The sequence below is a fragment of the Stenotrophomonas sp. UBA7606 genome (assembly GCF_002477705.1).
In the GTDB taxonomy this organism is placed as follows: Bacteria; Pseudomonadota; Gammaproteobacteria; order Xanthomonadales; family Xanthomonadaceae; genus Stenotrophomonas.
Window position 1 is genome coordinate 1 of sequence record NZ_DLJW01000021.1, and the last position, 19,726, is coordinate 19,726.

17 protein-coding genes are annotated in these 19,726 nt (G+C 64.1%); all 17 read left to right on the forward strand.

Annotated features, from left to right (window positions below):
* Window positions 1-347 precede the first annotated feature (347 nt).
* On the forward strand, window positions 348-794 hold the full coding sequence (locus B2527_RS03425) for an SUF system Fe-S cluster assembly regulator (protein ID WP_293706143.1): 447 nt from the start codon (window positions 348-350) through the stop codon (window positions 792-794).
* Window positions 795-813: 19 nt separating this feature from the next.
* Complete coding sequence (gene sufB, locus B2527_RS03430; RefSeq protein ID WP_293706144.1) at window positions 814-2,289, forward strand: Fe-S cluster assembly protein SufB; 1,476 nt, start codon at window positions 814-816, stop codon at window positions 2,287-2,289.
* Window positions 2,286-2,696, forward strand: coding sequence for a lysozyme inhibitor LprI family protein (locus B2527_RS03435; protein WP_293706145.1), 411 nt, complete (start codon window positions 2,286-2,288; stop codon window positions 2,694-2,696). Before sufB ends, B2527_RS03435 begins: the two co-directional genes overlap by 4 nt.
* Window positions 2,697-2,732: 36 nt before the next feature.
* Complete coding sequence (gene sufC, locus B2527_RS03440) at window positions 2,733-3,497, forward strand: Fe-S cluster assembly ATPase SufC (RefSeq protein WP_282271346.1); 765 nt, start codon at window positions 2,733-2,735, stop codon at window positions 3,495-3,497.
* Window positions 3,497-4,792 (forward strand): Fe-S cluster assembly protein SufD, encoded by a 1,296-nt coding sequence (sufD, locus tag B2527_RS03445; protein ID WP_293706146.1) that lies wholly within the window; start codon window positions 3,497-3,499, stop codon window positions 4,790-4,792. The genes sufC and sufD overlap by 1 nt, the downstream gene beginning before the upstream one ends.
* Complete coding sequence (locus B2527_RS03450) at window positions 4,789-6,045, forward strand: cysteine desulfurase (RefSeq protein ID WP_293706147.1); 1,257 nt, start codon at window positions 4,789-4,791, stop codon at window positions 6,043-6,045. The genes sufD and B2527_RS03450 overlap by 4 nt, the downstream gene beginning before the upstream one ends.
* Window positions 6,046-6,593: 548 nt before the next feature.
* Window positions 6,594-9,065 carry an alpha/beta hydrolase family protein gene (locus tag B2527_RS03455; RefSeq protein WP_293706148.1) on the forward strand — a complete coding sequence of 824 codons (2,472 nt, stop codon included), beginning with the start codon at window positions 6,594-6,596 and terminating at the stop codon, window positions 9,063-9,065.
* Window positions 9,066-9,127: 62 nt separating this feature from the next.
* Window positions 9,128-9,664, forward strand: a complete 537-nt coding sequence (locus B2527_RS03460) for a GNAT family N-acetyltransferase (RefSeq protein ID WP_293706149.1) — start codon at window positions 9,128-9,130, stop codon at window positions 9,662-9,664.
* Window positions 9,661-9,993, forward strand: coding sequence for a non-heme iron oxygenase ferredoxin subunit (locus tag B2527_RS03465; protein WP_293706150.1), 333 nt, complete (start codon window positions 9,661-9,663; stop codon window positions 9,991-9,993). The genes B2527_RS03460 and B2527_RS03465 overlap by 4 nt, the downstream gene beginning before the upstream one ends.
* Window positions 9,994-10,234: 241 nt before the next feature.
* Window positions 10,235-10,666, forward strand: coding sequence for a hypothetical protein (locus B2527_RS03470; protein ID WP_293706151.1), 432 nt, complete (start codon window positions 10,235-10,237; stop codon window positions 10,664-10,666).
* 155 nt (window positions 10,667-10,821) lie between these two features.
* Window positions 10,822-13,140 (forward strand): catecholate siderophore receptor Fiu, encoded by a 2,319-nt coding sequence (locus B2527_RS03475; RefSeq protein WP_293706152.1) that lies wholly within the window; start codon window positions 10,822-10,824, stop codon window positions 13,138-13,140.
* 53 nt (window positions 13,141-13,193) lie between these two features.
* Window positions 13,194-13,880 (forward strand): Fe2+-dependent dioxygenase, encoded by a 687-nt coding sequence (locus tag B2527_RS03480; protein WP_293706153.1) that lies wholly within the window; start codon window positions 13,194-13,196, stop codon window positions 13,878-13,880.
* A gap of 383 nt (window positions 13,881-14,263) precedes the next feature.
* On the forward strand, window positions 14,264-14,677 hold the full coding sequence (locus B2527_RS03485) for a hypothetical protein (protein ID WP_293706154.1): 414 nt from the start codon (window positions 14,264-14,266) through the stop codon (window positions 14,675-14,677).
* Between the two features lie 118 nt (window positions 14,678-14,795).
* Window positions 14,796-17,216: a TonB-dependent receptor domain-containing protein gene (locus tag B2527_RS03490; RefSeq protein WP_293706155.1), complete on the forward strand. Its 2,421-nt coding sequence runs from the start codon at window positions 14,796-14,798 to the stop codon at window positions 17,214-17,216.
* A 308-nt stretch (window positions 17,217-17,524) separates the two neighbouring features.
* Window positions 17,525-18,169, forward strand: a complete 645-nt coding sequence (locus tag B2527_RS03495; RefSeq protein ID WP_293706156.1) for a PepSY-associated TM helix domain-containing protein — start codon at window positions 17,525-17,527, stop codon at window positions 18,167-18,169.
* Between the two features lie 25 nt (window positions 18,170-18,194).
* A complete protein-coding gene (locus B2527_RS03500; protein ID WP_293706157.1) occupies window positions 18,195-18,716 on the forward strand; it encodes a DUF2271 domain-containing protein in 522 nt (173 codons plus the stop codon).
* Window positions 18,717-18,741: 25 nt separating this feature from the next.
* Entirely contained in the window at window positions 18,742-19,548 is an 807-nt protein-coding gene (locus B2527_RS03505; RefSeq protein ID WP_293706158.1) for a DUF4198 domain-containing protein, read from the forward strand.
* The last annotated feature ends 178 nt before the right edge of the window (window positions 19,549-19,726 follow it).

Genomic DNA, 19,726 nt, shown 5'->3' on the forward strand with positions numbered 1-19,726 from the left:
TGCCTTCGGCATCCTCTCCCACGAGGGGAGAGGAGAAGATCTATGGCTCCGCGTGCACCTGCTCTTGCCCCCTCTCCCTTGCGGGAGAGGGTTGGGGAGAGGGGTAGCTTTTGGCGCGCAATTGAAGCCCACCACTATGCCCGCCCGACTTTTTGGGGCAGTAGAAGCCAAAAGCAGCGGCTTCGCCGCTCCCCCCTCCTGCCTTCGGCATCCTCTCCCACGAGGGGAGAGGAAACAGCTGCCGTCCCATGATTGGCCGGGGTTTTCTGCCAGCTGAACGGCAAAACTTGGCCGCCCGGACCAGAAAGCGTACAATTTTGGTCCACATTGATACCCACGCTCCCGCAATGCTCCGCGTCACCAAGCTCACCGATTACGCCACCGTCGTCCTGACCGTGCTTGCCGCACGGCCGGCCGAAGTGCTGAGCGCGACCGACCTGGCTGAAGCCGCCGGACTGGAGCCGCCCACCGTCAGCAAGCTGCTCAAGCCCCTGGCCCAGGCCGGTCTGGTCGAAGGCCTACGCGGCGTGCGCGGCGGTTACCGGCTGACCCGCCCGGCCTCCGAGATCACCCTGATCGAGATCCTGGAAGCGATGGAAGGCCCGTTGGCCATCACCGAATGCAGCCAGGAGCAGAGCCAGTGCGGCCTCGCCGGCCAATGCGGCGTGCGCTCCAACTGGCGGCTGATCAATGACGTGGTTTCCGATGCCCTGCGCGGCGTCACCCTTGCGCAGATGCTGCACCCCTTACCGCTTGCCGACCGTCGACGCATCAGCGCCGACGTCGTCTCCTGAACAACCGTAGGCAGCCCTGATGGCCACCGAAATCATCGAACCGGTCGACACCGTCGACAGCCCGAACCGTGAAATCCATGAGCAGCTGGGTCGTAAATACGACGCAGGCTTCGTCACCCTGATCGAATCCGAGTCGTTCCCGCCAGGCCTGGACGAGGACGTCATCCGCGCCCTCTCGGCCAAGAAGGACGAGCCTGAGTGGATGACGCAGTGGCGCCTGGACGCCTACCGCCACTTCCTGACCATGCGCCAGCCGGACTGGGCCAAGCTCGACATCGCGCCGATCGACCTGCAGGCACTGAGCTACTTCTCCGCGCCCAAGGGCCCGAAGTACCAGTCGCTGGACGAGGTGCCCAAGGAACTGCTGGATACCTATGAAAAGCTCGGCGTGCCGCTGCACGAGCGGGCGAAGCTGGCCGGCGTGGCAGTGGATGCGGTGTTCGACTCGGTCTCGGTCGGCACCACCTTCCGCAAGGAACTGGCCGAGAAGGGGGTGATCTTCTGCTCCATCTCCGAGGCCATCCGCGACTATCCGGAGCTGGTACAGAAGTACCTGGGCTCGGTGGTGCCGGTGGGCGACAACTATTTCGCCGCGTTGAACTCGGCAGTGTTCTCCGACGGCAGCTTTGTCTTCATCCCGGCCGGCGTGCGCTGCCCAATGGAGCTGAGCACCTATTTCCGCATCAACGCCAGCAATACCGGGCAGTTCGAGCGCACCTTGATCATCTGCGAGGACAAGGCCTACGTCTCCTACCTGGAAGGCTGCACCGCGCCGATGCGCGATGAAAACCAGCTGCACGCCGCGGTGGTCGAACTGGTGGCGCTGGAAGAGGCCGAGATCAAGTATTCGACCGTGCAGAACTGGTACCCGGGTGACGAGAACGGCGTCGGCGGCATCTACAACTTCGTCACCAAGCGTGCCGAATGCCGTGGCGCGCGCTCCAAGGTGACCTGGACCCAGGTGGAAACCGGCTCGGCCATCACCTGGAAGTACCCGTCCTGCGTGCTGCTGGGCGACGACTCGGTGGGTGAATTCCACTCGGTCGCGCTGACCCACCACCGCCAGCAGGCCGATACCGGCACCAAGATGATCCACGTCGGCAAGCGCACCAAGAGCAAGATCATCTCCAAGGGCATCAGCGCCGGCCGCGGCCAGAACACCTACCGCGGCCTGGTGCGGGTTGACCGTGGCGCCGAAGGCGCGCGCAACTACACCCAGTGCGACTCGCTGCTGATCGGCAAGAAGTGTGGCGCCCACACCTTCCCCTATATCGAGGTGAAGAACCCCAGCGCCACCGTCGAGCACGAGGCCACCACCTCCAAGATCTCCGACGACCAGCTGTTCTATTGCCGCGCCCGCGGCATCGACCAGGAAAACGCGGTGTCGATGATCGTCGACGGCTTCTGCAAGCAGGTCTTCAAGGAACTACCGATGGAGTTCGCGGTGGAAGCCAAGAAACTGCTGGAAGTGTCGCTGGAAGGATCGGTCGGATGAGCCGCCTGCCGCTGCTCCTGCTGGCCGTACTGCCGTTCGCAGCCTCCGCCGCGTCGCCGGGCAAGGTCTGTGACGATGCCAGCACCCAGCTGGACATCAACCAATGCGCCGCGCAAGACGCCGAGGCGGCCGACGCCGAGCTCAATGCCGTGTACCGGCAGGTGATGCAGAAGCTGCAGGGCCAGCCGGTCGCCATCGACAAGCTGCGCGCTGCCCAGCGCCTGTGGATTCCGCTGCGCGATGCCGACATCGAAGCGCGCTACCCCGTGGGCAAGGACGAGAACCCGCGCGTCCTGTACGGCTCGATGTACCCGATGCTGTATTCGGCCAACAAGGCCGAACTGACCCGCAAGCGCACCCAGTGGCTGCGCGCCACCTTCCTCGATCGCGCCGAAGGCGAGCTCTGATCGCCCCGCACCCTACATATTGAAGAACGCACCCTCATGCTGAAGATCGAAAACCTCCACGCAAGCATCGGCGACAAGGAAATCCTCAAGGGTCTGTCGCTGGAAGTGAAGCCGGGCGAAGTACACGCCATCATGGGCCCGAACGGCGCCGGCAAGTCCACCCTCGGCAATGTCCTGTCCGGCCGCGACGGCTACGACGTCACCGCTGGCAGCGTGCAGTTCGAAGATGGCGACCTGCTGGAGCTGGAACCGGAAGCACGCGCCGCCGCCGGCCTGTTCCTGGCCTTCCAGTACCCGGTGGAAATCCCCGGCGTCAACAACACCTACTTCCTGCGTGCCGCGCTCAATGCACAGCGCAAGGCCCGTGGCGAGGAAGAGCTGGACTCGATGCAGTTCCTCAAGCTGGTCCGGCAGAAACTGGCCGTGCTGCACCTGAAGGACGAGCTGCTGCACCGTGGCGTCAACGAAGGTTTCTCCGGTGGCGAAAAGAAGCGCAACGAGATCTTCCAGCTGGCCGTGCTCGAGCCGAAGCTGGCGATCCTCGACGAAACCGACTCCGGCCTGGATATCGATGCGCTGAAGAGCGTGGCCGATGGTGTCAACGCGCTGCGTTCGCCGGAGCGTTCGTTCCTGGTCATCACCCACTACCAGCGCCTGCTCGACTACATCAAGCCGGACGTGGTGCACGTGCTGGCCGACGGCCGCATCGTCAAGACCGGTGGCCCGGAACTGGCACTGGAGCTGGAAGCCCACGGTTATGACTTCCTGAAGGACCGCGTGGTCCGCGAGGCCGCCAAGTAATGAATGCCCTGCTCGATTCGTTGCGCGAATCCTTCGCAACAGCCCGCACATCCATGTGCGGGGATTCAACGAAAATCGCCGAACGGGAGGAGATTCTTGAGGCTGCGCTCAAGACCGGCCTGCCCGCCGCCCGCAACGAGGCCTGGAAGTACACCTCACTGCGCCAGCTGGAGCGCCGCAGTTTCACTGCCGCGCCGCTGCAGGCCCCGGACATCGATGCCGCGCTGCTGGCCGACATCCCGTCGCCACGCCTGGTCTTCGTCAACGGCCGCCACAGTGCTGCCCTCAGCGATCTGTCGTCGCTGGATGCCGGTGTGCAGGTGCGCACCCTGTCCGCCGTGCAGGCCGAAGAGCCCGAGGCACTGCGTTTCCTGGGCCGTCGCTTCGAGCGCGCCGAGGAAGTGTTCGCCCAGCTCAATGCCGCACTCGCCGATGAGGGCGTGCTGGTGCAGGTGGCCGACGGCATCGTCAGCGAAACTCCACTGCATCTGGTATTTGTCAGCGCGGCGGATTCCAGCGATCACGCCTGGCATCACCGTCACCTGATCGAGCTGCGCCGTGGCGCTGTGTTCGGCCTGGTCGAACACCACCTGCAGGCTGGCGACAGCGCGCACCTGGACAACACCCTGGTCCACGTCCACATCGCCCAGAACGCCGTGCTGTCGCACGCCCGCGTGCAGGCCGACAGCGCGCGGGCCACCTCGCTGCTGCGTACCGACGCGGTATTGGCACGCGATGCGGAATACCGCCGTATCGATCTGGAACTGGGTGCTGCGCTGAGCCGTCATGAGCTCAACGTGCGCCTGGAAGGCGACAACGCCAAGCTGACCGCCAATGGCGTGCTGCTGGGCACCGGCCGCCGCCATATCGACACCCGCCTGGGCATCGAGCACATCGCCAAGGACACCAGCGCCGAGCTGGTCTGGCGTGGCGTGGCGGCCAACCGCAGCCGCGTGGTGTTCCATGGCGGCATCGGCATCCGCGAAGGTGCCGACGGCACCGATGCCAACCTGTCCAACAAGAACCTGCTGCTTTCGGCCGATGCAGAGATCGATACCCAGCCGACGCTGGTGATCGACGCCGAAGAGGTCAAGGCGGCGCACGGTGCAACCGTCGGCCAGCTCGACGCAAACGCGTTGTTCTACCTGCGCTCGCGCGGCCTGCCTGCCGAACAGGCACGCGCCATGCTCAGCGCCGCGTTCTGCCACGAGCCGCTGTCCGCGGTGGAAGGCGTTCTTACCGAAAAGCTGGCCCGGCACCTGGACCAGGCACTGCAACAGGCAGGCATGGCATGAATCTCAGTTCCCCGCGTCCGATCCAGCACCCCGCCAGCGCCCCCGATTGGGAGCGCGTGCGCGCCGATTTCCCGCTGCTGATGCGCGAAGTCAACGGCAAGCCGCTGGTGTATTTCGACAATGCCAACACCGCGCAGAAGCCGCTGTCGGTGATCGGCGCGGTGGACGAGTTCTACCGCCGCTACAACGCCAATGTGAGCCGCGCCGTGCACGCGCTCGGCACCGAGGCCACCGACGCCTACGAAGGCGCGCGCAACAAACTGGCGCGCTTCCTCAACGTGCGCGCCGATGAGCTGGTGCTGTGCAGCGGCACCACCTTCGCGATCAACCTGGTCGCGTACTCGTGGGCCTTGCCGCGCTTGAAGGCTGGCGATGTGATCCTGGTCTCGCGCATGGAGCACCACGCCAACATCGTGCCGTGGCAGCTGGTTGCCCAGCGCACCGGCGCCAGCGTCCGTGTGGCCGAGATCAAGCCCGATGGCAGCCTCGACCTGGACGCGCTGCATGCAGCAATGACCCCGGAAGTGAAGCTGCTGGCACTGACCCACGTTTCCAACGTGCTGGGCACCATCAACCCGGTTCGCGATATCTGCCGTGAAGCGCGCAAGCGCGGCATCGTCACCGTCATCGATGGTTCGCAGGCGGCACCGCACCTGACTCTGGATGTGGCAGCAATCGGCTGCGACTTCTATGCCATTACCGGCCACAAGATGTGCGGCCCCACCGGCACCGGTGCGCTGTGGGCGCGCCGCGAGCATCTGCAGGACATGCCGCCGTTCCTTGGCGGTGGCGAGATGATCAAGGAAGTCAGCTTCGACGGCACCGTGTTCAATGACGGCCCGCACAAGTTCGAAGCCGGCACCCCGAACATCGCCGGCTTCATCGGCTTGGGCGTCGCAGTGGACTACCTGGAGGAACTCGGCCGCGAGCACATCGAAGCGCGCGAGCAGGAACTGCTGGCCCACTTCACCGAAGAGTTGCAGCGCGTTGAAGGCCTGCGCATCTTCGGTACCGCGCCGAACAAGGCCGCGGTGGTGTCGTTCCAGATCGAAGGCGCGCATGCGCACGACCTGGCGACCCTGCTCGACCTGCAAGGCGTTGCCGTGCGTTCCGGCCAGCACTGCGCGCACCCGCTGCTGCAGTACTACGGTGTTGCGGCCACCTGCCGCGCCTCGCTGGCCTTCTACAACACGCATGAAGAGATCGAGTCCTTCATGGCGGCGTTGAAGAAAGTGCGCAGCCTGTTGGGTTGAGCAGCGCTGGCTTTGTAGGAGCGGCGCTGGGTGGCCTCGGGCCATAAGCCGCGAAGCCGATAACACTACAAACCGAAATTCAAACAGCAAAAGCGCCCTCACCCCAACCCCTCTCCCGTAAACGGGAGAGGGGCTAAGGCGCAACGCTGGTTTTGCAGGAGCGGCGTGAGCCGCGAAGCCCCAGATCCAACAGCACAAAGCTCAACCCCTCCCCAGCCCTCCCCTTGCCTGCGGCAAAGAGAGGGAGCGCAATGCCGAGCCATGCTCGGCAAGCGCTTCACCTGTAGTGCCGAGCCATGCTCGGCAGGGGACTTCAAAAAACACCCGCACCACGCACCAGCGGCACACGTTGCGCCCCGCGCCTCCAGAACACACAGCCAACCTCTCCCTTGCCTACGGCAAAGGCAGGGACACAAGCTTCGAGCACTGGCAGGCTCCCTGCTTTCGCTGCACAAACGGCGTCACTGAAAAGCACCAACCAATGCTCCGCGCCCCTTGTCTACCGCTGTGCATCATGCAAGCCTTGCTGAACAAGATCGGGAGCTGGAATGAAGCACGGACGCCGTTTGTCATCGTTGAGCACGCAGCTCTGGCTGCTGTTTGCCTGCCTGTGTTGGCCAATCCTTGGCTGGGCCGCCATCGAGCCGGTAAAGCCCGGCGAGGTGCCCGTGCTCAAACCAGGGGAAGCGCTGATCCTTGCTGCCGTGGATACCAGCATCGCCCTGGATTCGGTCCGCCTGAACCGCGACGGCAAGGTCTGGGGCGATGGCGTGATGTCCCGCCTGCGAGCCGGCCACAACTATCGCCTTTATGTCGCTACCGCTGGACGCTATGTCTGGCGCGAGCTCCGACCCTTCGGCGACTTCCGCTACATGCTCAAGGAAGATCAGGAACTGGAATTCCAGGTCGATGCTGGCACCATCGTCTATCCCGGCGACCTGGTGTTCCGTCCCAGTTCGCTATGGCGTGCTGAGGTTCATCGTTCCAACCGCAGCCTCGCCGCGATGGACTGGTTGCAACGCACCCACCCGGCGCTGTATGCAAACTTCAGCTTCACCCATGTCGGCCGCTACCCTGACCCGTTTCCGGCTTTCTACAGGGAAAAAGCCGGGCCAGCCAGCTTCCCTGCCGAGGTCATCGCGGCCACATCGCCGCCAGCGGTTACTGCAAACCGCGACAAGGACAGGGGCAAGCCCGAGATCACTCCCTATTGGCAGCCCCCGCAGATCCTGGGCACCAGCCTGAACCCCGCCGGCACCCTGCTGGCCCTGCAGGTTCGACAGGACGATACGCACTGGAGCGTCGACCTGATCGACCTCCGGTCCAGCATCCAGACCAGGCTCGGCACCAGCGACATGCCGTTGGCATCATTCCGCTGGGCGGACGATGACACCTTGCTGACATCCGTGCGCCTGTCCAACGGGCTGAACCGGGTTTCGGTACTGCACATCACGACCGCCGCCGATGGCAAGCCGCACTATTCCAGCTATCTGCTGCCCATCCAGGGCCGCGTCCTGGACCTGCTGCCAGGCAAACCGGGCCATATCCTGTTCGCAAGCCAGTCGCGGGAAGGCCAACTGATGGTCCACCCGCTCAATGTTGCCAGACAAGCCGCGGTCGAAGGCTTTCGGCCAACACTGCGCAATCGCATCAACAGCGGAATAAACGACGACACCTGGTGGTTTGTCGATGGCATGGGCGAGCTGCGGCTGGGGGTTGTCCGCCGCGGCGAAGACCACGTGCTGGTGCAGCGCCAGCCGGATGGCTTCAAGGATGTCATGGTGCTTTCGGACGAGCTCGGTTTCGATCCGGTAGCCATCTCCGCGGACGCCAGCAAGATCTATGCGCTCACGGACGACAAACGCAGTCAGCGGGATCTGGTCGAGTATGACGTTGCAAGCCGCGCGCTGACCCGCACCCTGTACTCGCAACCCGGCACCGATGTTCACTCGGTGATCTTCGACGATGCGCGGGTTCCGATCGGGGTTGAGTTCTATCGCGATGGGCAGTTGCTCTCCGAGTACTTCCAGGATGGCGACGCACGTGTTGCCAAGCAGCTCGGCACGGCGTTCGCCGGGTTGGCCGTGCAATTGGTCGAACGCAGCCGTGACGGCAGCAACCTGGTGGTGCGCGTGGATGGTGCCGATGCGCCACCGCAGCTTTACCATCTGGATACCCGGCAAAACCGTGCCTCGTTGGTCGCCCAATCCCATCCCTGGCTGACAGCACAGAAATTCGCCCCGACCCAGCTGCTGAAATTCAAGGCGAATGACGGCCTGGATGTTGAAGCCTTCCTGACACTCCCGGCAGGCCAGCAACCGCGTCCGGTCGTGATCCTTCCGCACGGCGGCCCCATCGGCGTTGCCGACAGCCTTCATTTCGATCCGGAAGTGCAGTTCCTCGCCTCGCGCGGCTATGCCGTGCTGCGGGTCAATTTCCGTGGTTCGGAAGGGTATGGACGTGCCTTCCGCGAGGCCGGGCACCGCAGCTACGGCACCCGCATTGAAGATGACATCGATGCTGCCCTCAGCCAGGCACTGGCCCAGTACCCACTCGATGCATCCCGCATGTGCGTGGTTGGCAGCAGCTACGGCGGATACTCGGCATTGGTTTCAGCCATCCGCTGGCCACAACGGTTCCGCTGCGTGGTCTCCATCGCCGGGATCAGCGACCGCTTGTTGTTTTTCACTGCCAGCGACACCGCCCGCAGCGAGAAAGGCCGGCAGCTGGCGGAGAAAATGATGGGGAACCCGAGCGAGGATGCGGCGGGCATGCGTGCCATATCGCCGCTCTATCGCTATGACGAGCTGACCCTCCCGGTGATGCTGGCCCATGGCCGTGAGGACCAGCGCGTGGACTTCGAGCACAGCCGGCGCATCTCGCGGATGTTGCACCTGGCCGGCCATGCACCGGTTGAATTGTATTTCGACGAGGAAGGCCATGGCATTTTGGACCCGGCCAACCGCAGCATGCTGTGGAATCGCGTCGCTGAATTCCTGGATCAATCCACCCAGCCGTGACAGCAGCTATTGCCGCACGAGACCAACTGTTCGGCCCCGCGCGCCGGGAATAGAATGTCGGCATGGACGCACTCACTTTCCGCACCGCCACCGCCGCCGACATCCCGGCCCTGATCGACCTGGTCACCTCCGCCTACCGAGGTGACGCCTCGCGCGTGGGCTGGACCACCGAGGCCGATATCCTCGACGGCCAGCGCATCGACGCTGCCGGCATCCAGGGCGATCTGGAGCGCCCGCGCAGCGTGATCCTGCTCGCCGAACAGGACGGCCAACTGCAAGCCTGCTGCCACGTCGCCGATGAGAACGGCCACGGTTACTTCGGCATGTTTTCGGTCAGCCCAACCGCCCAGGGCGGCGGCATCGGCAAGCAATTGATGCAGCGCGCGGAACAGCATGTGGCCGAGCAATGGCAACTGCCCACCATGCAGATGACGGTGATCGACTGCCGCGACGAACTGATCGCCTTCTATGAGCGCCGCGGCTACGTGCGCACCGGCATCAAGAAGCCGTTCCCGTATGGCGACGAGCGCTTTGGCATCCCCAAGCGCGACGACCTGCAGTTCGAGATCCTGGAAAAGGCGCTGGGGGCAGCTGCATGAGCGAAACCTGGACCTTCATCTGCGCCAGCGAAGAACTGCTGCCGGGCGAGCTGAAAACCGGCTTCGACGAGGTCACCGGCGCCCCGATCGTGGTGTTCAATCTCGACGGCGAGCTGTATGCCCTGGAAGACCAGTGCACGCACGAGGAATTCGAACTGTCCTCCGGTACCTTGGACCCGGACGAAGGCAGCATCGAGTGCATCCTGCACGGTGCCCGTTTCGACATCCGTGATGGCCGCGCCCTGTGCGCGCCCGCCTATACAGCCGTACCCAAGTTCCCGGTAAAGCGCGAACACGGCGGCATCTGGTCGCGCGACGACCGCGACTGAGCCGGGCGGCCGTCCGCCCGAAGCAAGGAGGGGCAGCATTACGCCCCCCGCTTTGCCGCGTTCCGCTACGCCTCCATACCCGGCCGTATTTTTTGCGCCAGCGCATTGGGAGACGGACGGTTTTAAACCTCCCCCCGGCAAGAGCGCCCCATATCGCGCATGGAATTGCAAACGCAAACAATTCTCAATAATATGCGCATCTGTCGCGATAACGCGAAATTAACTCTCTGCGCTTTTCTTCATGTCCTTCCCGTCAACCAAGGTTCAACTATCGACTGTCGCCAACGTGCGGCAGCGTCTGCCTTGGCTGATACTGGTGTTCGGCATGCTGCTGGTCTGGGCCATTGCATTCCAGGCCAAGGCCGCGGTCACCGCCCCGCTCACGATCGAAGGCTTCGACCGGGTACTGGTTTCGCCTGAACCCGGTCATCCTCAGCACCCGCTGGAAATGGTCGCCATCAGTGAATCCGGCGGCGAGTCCTCCCGCCTGGTCCGGGCGCGTCCGGCAGCCATGCTGTCCAACCCGGTTGTGCTGGTTCCGTTTGCCGCCAGTCGCGTATTCATGACTGCCTCCAGCGACACACGGCTGCTGCACGCTGTTGAACGCACCCAACGCTATCCGTTGGCACCCTACCTGCGGCTCAATCCCGGCCACGCCCCGCCGCACGCCTGATCAGCTGTAGCGGGCGCGCTCTGCGGCCCGCCGTTTTTTCATCGTTCAACGTCTGCGCCATGTCGCATGGCCCGCTTCAGCGAACCGTTTCCTACCCCCGCGCCAGCAGGCTGCGGCGGTCGTTCGGCTTCCCCTTCTCACTACCGATCATCACCATGACCCATATCAAAAGCCGCAAGCACAGCAGCACCGCGCCGCGCATCAGCGCCTTGGCCTTGGCCTCGACCACGGCCAGCCTGATCACCGGCCTCAGCCTGGCAACCCTGCCTGGCTTGGCCGGCGCCCAGGAAGCCAAGACCCTGGACCAGGTCGAGGTGCATGCGATGAACGGCTTCCGGGCCGAGAAGTCCGCCTCCAACAAGTACACCCAGACCCTGCAGAACACCCCGCAGACCATCCAGGTGATCACCAGCGACCTGTTCAACCAGCAGGGTGCCACCACCCTGACCGAAGCACTGCGCAACAGCGCCGGCGTGGGCACCTTCTATGCAGGTGAGAACGGCAACACCAGCACCGGTGACACCGTCTACATGCGCGGCTTCGACAGTTCCAGCAGCATCCTGGTCGACGGCATCCGCGACCTCGGCTCGATCTCCCGTGACGTCTTCAACACCGAACAGGTCGAAGTGCTGAAAGGCCCGGCCGGTACCGACATCGGCCGCACCGCGCCCACCGGCGCGATCAATATGATCAGCAAGCAGGCCAACCTGCGCGATGCGATCGCAGGCAGCCTCACCGCCGGCACCGATGGTCAGCAGCGCGCTACCGCCGACTGGAACCAGACCCTGGGCGCCACTGCCGCGCTGCGTCTGAACGCCATGTGGCAGGACAGCGATGTGGCCGGCCGTGACCACGTTAACAACAAGCGCTGGGGCTTTGCGCCGTCGTTCGGCTTCGGCCTGGGCACGGACACCCGCTACTTCCTCAACCTGCAGTACCTGAAGCAGGACAACATCCCCGACGGCTTCGTGCCGACCATCGGCCTGCCGGGCTGGACTCCGCAGCCGGGCCTGGAGCAGTTGGCCGGTCATCCGGTGAACCCCGAGAACTTCTACGGTACCCGCTACGACCACGATGACGTGACCTCGCAGCAGGCGACCTTCCGCTTCGAACATGATTTCTCCGACACGCTGAAGCTGACCAACACCGCGCGTTGGGGCAAGACCGAGCAGGACTATCTGCTGACGGCATTCATGTCCACCGGCGGCACTGCAACCAACCCGATCAGTGGCAACATCAAGTGGACAGATATCAATGACCTGTCTACCTACACGATGAATCGCAGCACCCTGACCTACAAGGATCAGGAAAACACCATCCTGACCGACCAGTTGAACCTGCGTGCCGACTTCAGCACCGGCAGCATCCAGCACAACCTGACTACTGGCCTGGAGTTCGCCAAGGAAGAGCAGAAGTCCTGGGGCCATGCCGGTACCGCTGGTGCAGCTTGGGGCCCGGCCAACCTCTACAACCCGGACTGGAATGCCTCCGGCCTGACTTCGAGCCGTACTGGTGCCGACACGCGTGGTCAGACCACTACTTCCTCGCTGTATGTATTCGACACCTTGAAGTTCAGCGAAAGCTTCATGCTGACCGCCGGCATTCGTGCCGATCACTACAAGACCGAATACGCCAGCGCTGCTGTCTGCGGCGGCCGCGGCGGCCCGGCTTGCGGCACCAACCCTGCCGGCACCGTCATCGCCCTGCCTTCGCAGGAAGATTCCGACACCTTGATCAACTGGAAGATCGGCGCGCTTTACAGGGCCAATGACGCTGTCAGCCTTTACGCCAACTACGCGATCTCGCAGCAGCCCCCGGGCGGCAGCAACTTCCAGCTCAACGAAACCGTTGGCAACGTCAACAACATCAACATGGACCCGCAGGAAGCCCGCACCCTCGAAGTGGGCACCAAGTGGGCGTTCATGGATGACGCCTTGGCGCTGAACGTTGCCCTGTTCCGTACCGAAGTCACCAACGAGATCACCGGCAGCGCCGCCGATGGCTACTTCCAGAACGGGCAGAAGACCGTCCAGGGCGTGGAGATCTCCACCGTCGGCAAGATCACCGACAACTGGTCGGTTTCTGCTGGCTACACCCACATGAACACCCGGGTGGACACCGGCAGCCTGCTTACTGCGGATGGCAGCAACAACCTGACCTACACCCCGGAAGATGCCTTCACCAGCTGGACCAGCTACGTGTTCCCGTTCGGCCTGACCATCGGCGGCGGCGTGCGTTACTCCGGCGAGATGCATCGCGGTACCGACGGTGCCGTGGGTACCCCGGCCTTCGTCAAGTCCTACACCGTCTATGACGCTGTGGCCTCCTACACAGTCAACGACAACCTGGTGCTGCGTTTGAACGCCTACAACCTGTTCGACAAGCAGTACGTCGCCGCGATCAACAAGAGCGGTTACCGCTACACCCCGGGTACCCCGCGTACCTTCCTGTTCAGCGCGGACTTCCGCTTCTGATCAGATGGGCGCAGGGGCTTACACTCCCCTGCGCCCTTTTCGGAAAGACCGCCATGTTGCTGCACATACCCAATGTACTCAGCGCCGAGGAAGTCGCCGGTTTCCGCCGTGCACTGGAAGCGGCCGACTGGGCTGATGGCCGCGAGACCGTTGGCCATCAAGGTGCGCAGGTAAAGCGCAACCTGCAGCTGCCCGATGCCTCACCGCTGAAGGCCGAGCTGGGCCAGCATGTTCTGGGCGCGCTGGAACGCAATCCCCTGTTCTTCGCCGCGGCACTGCCGCTGCGCATCCTGCCGCCACGCTTCAATCGATACACCGGCGGTGGCGAGTACGGCTTCCACGTCGATGGCTCGGTAATGAGCGTCGGCCACGGCGCACAACGCACGCATATCCGCTCCGACATCTCCTGCACGCTGTTCCTGTGCGAGCCGGAGGATTACGACGGCGGCGAGCTGATCATCAGCGACACCTACGGCGAGCACGAAGTGAAGCTGCCGGCCGGTGACCTGGTGGTCTACCCGTCCAGCAGCCTGCACAAGGTGCAGCCGGTGACGCGCGGCGCGCGCCTGGCCTCGTTCTTCTGGGTGCAGAGCATGGTCCGTGACGATGCCCACCGCCGCCTGCTGTGGGAAATGGATACCTCCATCCAACAACTGACCCAGGATTGCCCGCAACACCCCTCCCTGGTCAGCCTGACCGGCATCTATCACAACCTGCTGCGGCAATGGGCCGAAACCTGAGCAACACATAGTGCCGCCGGCAGAGAGTGCGTAGCCCGGGTAAGCAAAGCGCACCCGGGACCGCGGCAGGAAGCCCAACAGAACCGTGGCCCCGGTAAGCGCAACGCACCCGGGACCCCAGCAGGAAGCCCAATAGAACCGCAGCCCGGGTAAGCGCAGCGCCCCCGGGGTCGCGGGGCCCACCGCAGAAAATCCGATAGATCCCCGCCTCCCGGGTGCGCCGCTTACCCGGGCTACGTCGGCTGCCACACATGATGCCGAGCAGCGTTTGATATTCGTCAAATTGATATCAATTCTCATTTGCAAAAGTTAACGAATCGTATCTACAATGCCGCACCGCGCACGTCGGCCCCTGTCGCCGCGTCCGCCATCCGGGGATACGCATGCACCAACCACAGCGCCAGCACGCACCGCGCCACGCCGTTTCCGGCGTCGTCAGCCTGCGCCCGCTGGCCTTGTGCCTGTTGCTGCTGCTGTCGCTGCTGGCTGGGCTCTGCGAGAGCGGCATCCAGCTGTCCCGGTACGGTATGGCGGAAACCGGCCATGCGTCGGCACCCGCTGAAGAACGTCAAGGCGGCGAACGCCACCTGGAAGAAGAAAGCCCCGCCAAGCTGCGCCGGGTAGCACAGCTGCGCGCGCCACGCGCAGTCCAGCCCCAGCCTGATGTACAGCCACTGCTGTCTGCAGCGGTCGACGACACCCCCATCCGCACGGCCATCCCGGCATCCGAGCCGGTCATTGCCCATGCATTGGCCAGTCCGCGCCAGCAACGCGGGCAGGCGCCACCGTTGAGCTGACGCTCCGCGCGTAGTCGATTCCGCTTCACCCCTCTCTATCTTCCCAGCTCGCCCCTGCACGCGCCCGCGCCTGTGGTGATGGCGGCTGCAACCTGCATTCCTTGATCGAGGTATTCCCATGGCCCTGCGCCAGCGCCACCGTGTGTCCGTTTCCCGCCACCTGCTCAGCCTCGCCGTGCTCGGCGCCATCAGCGCCAGCGCCCATGCCAACGGCAGCGGCGCGCCAACCACGCTGGACAAGGTCGTCGTCACCGCCAGCGGCTTCGAGCAGAAGATCACCGATGCCCCGGCCAGCATCTCGGTCATCACCCAGGAAGAACTGGCCAAGCGCCCGTACATCACCCTGCTCGATGCCGTGCGTGACCTGGAAGGCGTGGATGTCGGCGAGACCCGCGACAAGACCGGCCAGGGCAGCATCTCGATGCGCGGCATGGGCTCGGACTACACGCTGATCCTGATCAACGGCCGCCGCCAGAACAACCATGGCGACATCTACCCGAACAACTTCGGCGGCAACCAGTTCAACCACATCCCGCCGCTGGATGCGATCGAGCGCATCGAAGTGATCCGCGGCCCCGCCTCCACCCTGTACGGCGCAGATGCAATGGGCGGCGTGATCAATGTCATCACCAAGCGCACCCTGGACAGCTGGCACGGCTCGGCCACTCTGGCCCGCAGCTTCGAGACCGACGACCAGTTCGGCGACGACCGTACCGCCGACCTGTTCGTCACCGGCCCGCTGCTGCCGGGCAAGCTCAACCTCAGCGCACGCGCCAGCTGGTATGACCGCGATGCCTCCAACCCGGTCTATTCGTCGGTGACCGACCCGGCCGGCAACCAGCACAACCGTGCACTGGGCTTTGGTACCGGCGGCAAGACCGTGGACAACACCAACAAGGCCGGCGGCATTACCTTGGCGTGGACCCCGACCGAGGCGCAGACCATCACGTTGGACTACGACACCTCGCGCCAGGAATACGACAACTCGATCAAGATCAACGATGCCGGCGAAGAGGAATACCCGGTCGGCACGGTCGACAGCATCAGCAGCATTTTCACCGCCGGCAACTTCTGCCTGGGCGCGGCCGGCAACAATGCCACCGCCTGCGGCAACAACGGTGGCACCTGGTCACGCCGCGCCAACCCGCGTGCAGGTTACGGCCCCACCCAGGAATTCACCCGCGATGCCTGGGCACTGACCCACGAAGGCAAGTGGGGCTTTGGCAACAGCTTCGTCTCGCTGGCACACGTGGCCACCAACAATGACGGCCGCACCATGCCGTTCACCGTGGCCGAGCGCGAGCACCTGCTGCAGATGGTCGACGGCACCGGTCCTTATGCCGGCATGAGCCTGGCCGATCGTCGTGCGCTGGCCGCTTCCACCTTCCTGCCGCGCCCCAAGCGTGTACTGGAGAGCGCGCAGTACACCCTGGACGCCAAGGTCGACATGCCGTTCCAGGCTGCCGGCGAACACGTTGCGGTGTTTGGCACCCAGGTGATCCGTGGCGAACTGACCGACGGCGTGTTCGGCACCGAAGCCGGCGATCCGGGCCGCAAGCAGGAGCACAACATGTATTCGCTGTTCGCCGAGGATACCTGGACGGTGATCGAACCGCTGGCCATCACCTACGGCCTGCGCTTCGACGACCATGAAGTGTTCGGCGACCACCTGAGCCCGCGCCTGTACGGCGTGTACACCGTCAGCCCGCAGTGGACGGTCAAGGGCGGTGTCAGCACCGGCTTCAAGACCCCCAAGACCACCCAGCTGTATGACGGCGTCACCGGTTTTGGCGGCCAGGGCACCTCGCCGATGTTCGGCAACCCCGACCTGAAGCCTGAGACCAGCACCAGCACCGAACTGGCGGTGTACTGGCAACACCCGGATGGCCACAACTTCAATGCCACCCTGTTCCACAACAAGTTCGACGACAAGATCTCCACCCAGCCCTGCGGCACTGGCCTGTCGCTGGTCTGTACCAGCACCGGCGAGTACGCCGATCTGGGCTATGCGACCAGCACCAAGACGGTGAACATCGATGAAGTGGTGATCCAGGGTGCGGAAGTGGCCGGCCGCTGGGAGATCAGCGACCGCTTCGGCCTGCGTGCCAACTACACCTATACCGACAGCGAGCAGAAGAGCGGTGCCGACAAGGGCCGTCCGCTTGGCCTGAGCGCCAAGCACATGGCCAATGCCACCTTCGACTGGCAGGTAAGCGACCGCCTCAACCTGTTCGTGACCAGCGAAGCACGCTCCAAGCGCTACCGCGGCGTCAGTGCGATCACCGGCCAGGAGCTGTACTACAAGGACTACACCGTGTTCCATCTTGGTGCTTCGTTCCAGGCCACCCAGTGGATGAAGATCAACGCCCGCATCAACAACCTGCTGGACCGCGACTTCACCACCTACCAGACCGTGTTCAACGATCTGGACGGCAGCGGCATCTACGGTGACGCCACCAACGAAGTGCTGTTCGAGGACGATTACAACAACAAGGACAAGGCACGCAGCTTCTGGCTGAGCGTGAACCTGAGCTTCTAAAGGGTGGGCTCCCTCCCTTGTGCGCCGCACAGGGGACGCGGTTCCCGTGTCAACGCCACACCTCCTCAAGCGTTACCACCAGCAGAACCAACCCCTCCCTTTCATGCAGTGAAGGGGAGGGTTGGCGAGGGGTAGCTTTTGATCTTGCTTCTGACGTGAAGCAAAGAACCAAGGCACAGCCAGATCAAAAGCCATCCCCCCGGCCCTCCCCTTGCCTGCGGCAAAGGGAGGGGGGCGAAGCACCTTCACAAATTGCGAATCATTCTCATTAATGCTCTAATTGTCCGCCTTCAACACCGCCTATTCCCGTGTCCGCAGACCGCAGCACCGCCACCACCGTGCAACAACAGGCCAGCCGTGGTTTCTGGCTGCGCACCCTGCACCAGTGGCACTGGATCAGCTCGGCGGTATGCCTGATCGGCATGCTGTTGTTCTCCATCACCGGCATCACCCTGAACCACGCATCCAGGATCGAAGCCAAGCCGCAGGTGCAGAACCAGCAACTGGAACTGCCAGCGCCGGTGCTCAAGGCCCTGGGTGATCGCGAAGACGGCAACGCACCACTGCCCGCGCGCGTAGCGGATTGGCTATCCAATCGCCTGGAAGTGTCCATTGGCAGCCGCGAGGCCGAGTGGTCGCCGGAAGAAATCTATTTGTCCATGCCCGGCCCCGGCAGCGATGCCTGGTTGAGCATCGACCGCGAAACCGGCGCGGTGGAGTTCGAGAAAACCCGGCGCGGCTGGGTCTCTTATTTCAATGACCTGCACAAGGGCCGCAATGCGGGCCCGGGCTGGGGCTGGTTCCTCGACGTCTTTGCAGTGGCCTGCCTGGTGTTCTGCATCACCGGCCTGTTCCTGTTGCATCTGCATGCGCGGCAGCGGCGCATGACCTGGCCGCTGGTCGGCCTGGGTCTGCTGATCCCGCTGCTGATCGCCCTGCTCCTCATCCATTGACCGTCTTTCTCTCCGGAGTCGCATCATGCGCGTCACCCTGACCATCGCCCTCAGTGGCCTGATCGCCACCGCCCCCGCTGCCTATGCCGCCAGCCTCGACGTCAACGTCGAAGTGCCCAAGCTCAACGTGGCCGAATACCACCGCCCGTATGTCGCGGTATGGATCGAAGGTGCCGACCAGCAGGTGGCCGCCAACCTGTCGGTCTGGTACCAGCTGCGTGACACCGCCGAAGGCCATGGCACCAAGTGGCTGCCGGACCTGCGCCAGTGGTGGCGCAAGAGCGGCCGCAACCTGCAGGTGCCGGTGGATGGCGTCACCGGCCCGACCCGCCCGGTCGGCAAGCACCAGCTCAGCTTCACCGACCGCCAGCCGCAGCTGCGCGCCCTGCCCGCCGGCCAGTACACCCTGGTGGTGGAAGCCGTGCGCGAAGTCGGTGGCCGCGAGCTGGTCAAGATCCCCTTCAGCTGGCCGGCACGTGGTGCGCAGAACGGCAGTGCCCAAGGCACCTCCGAACTCGGCGCCGTCACCCTCGCCATCAAGCCCTGATCCCTCTTACCAACGGAGCCAACCGATGAAGCGTTCCCTCCTGCTTGCCGCCGCCATTGCCGCGGTACTGCCCTTCTCCGCTGCCGCCCACAAGGCCTGGCTGCAGCCGTCGCAGACCGTCATCGCCGGTGCCAACCCGTGGATCACCGTGGACGCGGCCGTGTCCAACGACCTGTTCTATTTCAACCATGTGCCACTGCGCATCGACAACCTGGTGATCACCGCCCCGGATGGCAGCGTCGTGCAGCCGCAGAACGTGGCCACTGGCAAGCTGCGCAGCGTGTTCGACGTCGAGCTGACCCAGCAGGGCACCTACCGCCTGGCCAACGTCAATGCCGGCCTGATGGCCAACTGGCAGGAAGACGGCAAGCCCAAGCGCTGGCGCGGCAATGCGGCCGGCTTTGCTACCGAAGTGCCGAAGGACGCCAAGGACCTGAAGGTCTCCGAGACCGCCGGCCGCGTGGAAACCTTTGTCACCAACGGCAGCCCGAATGCCACGGCGCTCAAGCCCACCGGCAAGGGCATCGAGCTGGTAGCCAGCGGCCACCCGAATGACCTGTTCGCCGGTGAAAGCAGCAAGTTCCAGCTGCTGGTCGACGGCAAGCCGCAGGCGGGCCTGGAAGTGGAAATCACCCGCGGTGCCACCCGTTACCGCAACGCCCAGGAAGAGATCAAGGTCACCACCGACGCCAACGGCGAGTTCTCGGTGACCTGGCCGCAGGCCGGCATGTACTGGATGGAGACCGGCACCGAGGACAACAAGACCTCGATCCCGCAGGCCAACGTCCGCCGCCTGAGCTACGTCGCCACCCTGGAAGTACTGCCGCAGTAAAGCTGAAAGCCCCTCTTCCTCCGGGAGAGGGGTTGGGGTGAGGGCAAAGCCGAAGCAGCATCAATGAAATTGGCTACCGGCCAGAAAAGCAAAAGCTCTCCCTCATCCGCCCCTTCGGGGCACCTTCCCCCGCTTGCGGGAGAAGGGACAACGCCTAGCTGTGTAAACCCACCACGTT

Coding starts and splice junctions, on each gene's coding strand:
- sufD (WP_293706146.1), top strand. CDS start 3,497: ATGAATGCCCTGCTCGATTCGTTGCGCGAATCCTTCGCAACAGCCCGC.
- sufC (WP_282271346.1), top strand. CDS start 2,733: ATGCTGAAGATCGAAAACCTCCACGCAAGCATCGGCGACAAGGAAATC.
- B2527_RS03485 (WP_293706154.1), top strand. CDS start 14,264: ATGCACCAACCACAGCGCCAGCACGCACCGCGCCACGCCGTTTCCGGC.
- sufB (WP_293706144.1), top strand. CDS start 814: ATGGCCACCGAAATCATCGAACCGGTCGACACCGTCGACAGCCCGAAC.
- B2527_RS03475 (WP_293706152.1), top strand. CDS start 10,822: ATGACCCATATCAAAAGCCGCAAGCACAGCAGCACCGCGCCGCGCATC.
- B2527_RS03470 (WP_293706151.1), top strand. CDS start 10,235: ATGTCCTTCCCGTCAACCAAGGTTCAACTATCGACTGTCGCCAACGTG.
- B2527_RS03460 (WP_293706149.1), top strand. CDS start 9,128: ATGGACGCACTCACTTTCCGCACCGCCACCGCCGCCGACATCCCGGCC.
- B2527_RS03490 (WP_293706155.1), top strand. CDS start 14,796: ATGGCCCTGCGCCAGCGCCACCGTGTGTCCGTTTCCCGCCACCTGCTC.
- B2527_RS03505 (WP_293706158.1), top strand. CDS start 18,742: ATGAAGCGTTCCCTCCTGCTTGCCGCCGCCATTGCCGCGGTACTGCCC.
- B2527_RS03465 (WP_293706150.1), top strand. CDS start 9,661: ATGAGCGAAACCTGGACCTTCATCTGCGCCAGCGAAGAACTGCTGCCG.
- B2527_RS03435 (WP_293706145.1), top strand. CDS start 2,286: ATGAGCCGCCTGCCGCTGCTCCTGCTGGCCGTACTGCCGTTCGCAGCC.
- B2527_RS03425 (WP_293706143.1), top strand. CDS start 348: ATGCTCCGCGTCACCAAGCTCACCGATTACGCCACCGTCGTCCTGACC.
- B2527_RS03455 (WP_293706148.1), top strand. CDS start 6,594: ATGAAGCACGGACGCCGTTTGTCATCGTTGAGCACGCAGCTCTGGCTG.
- B2527_RS03450 (WP_293706147.1), top strand. CDS start 4,789: ATGAATCTCAGTTCCCCGCGTCCGATCCAGCACCCCGCCAGCGCCCCC.
- B2527_RS03480 (WP_293706153.1), top strand. CDS start 13,194: ATGTTGCTGCACATACCCAATGTACTCAGCGCCGAGGAAGTCGCCGGT.
- B2527_RS03500 (WP_293706157.1), top strand. CDS start 18,195: ATGCGCGTCACCCTGACCATCGCCCTCAGTGGCCTGATCGCCACCGCC.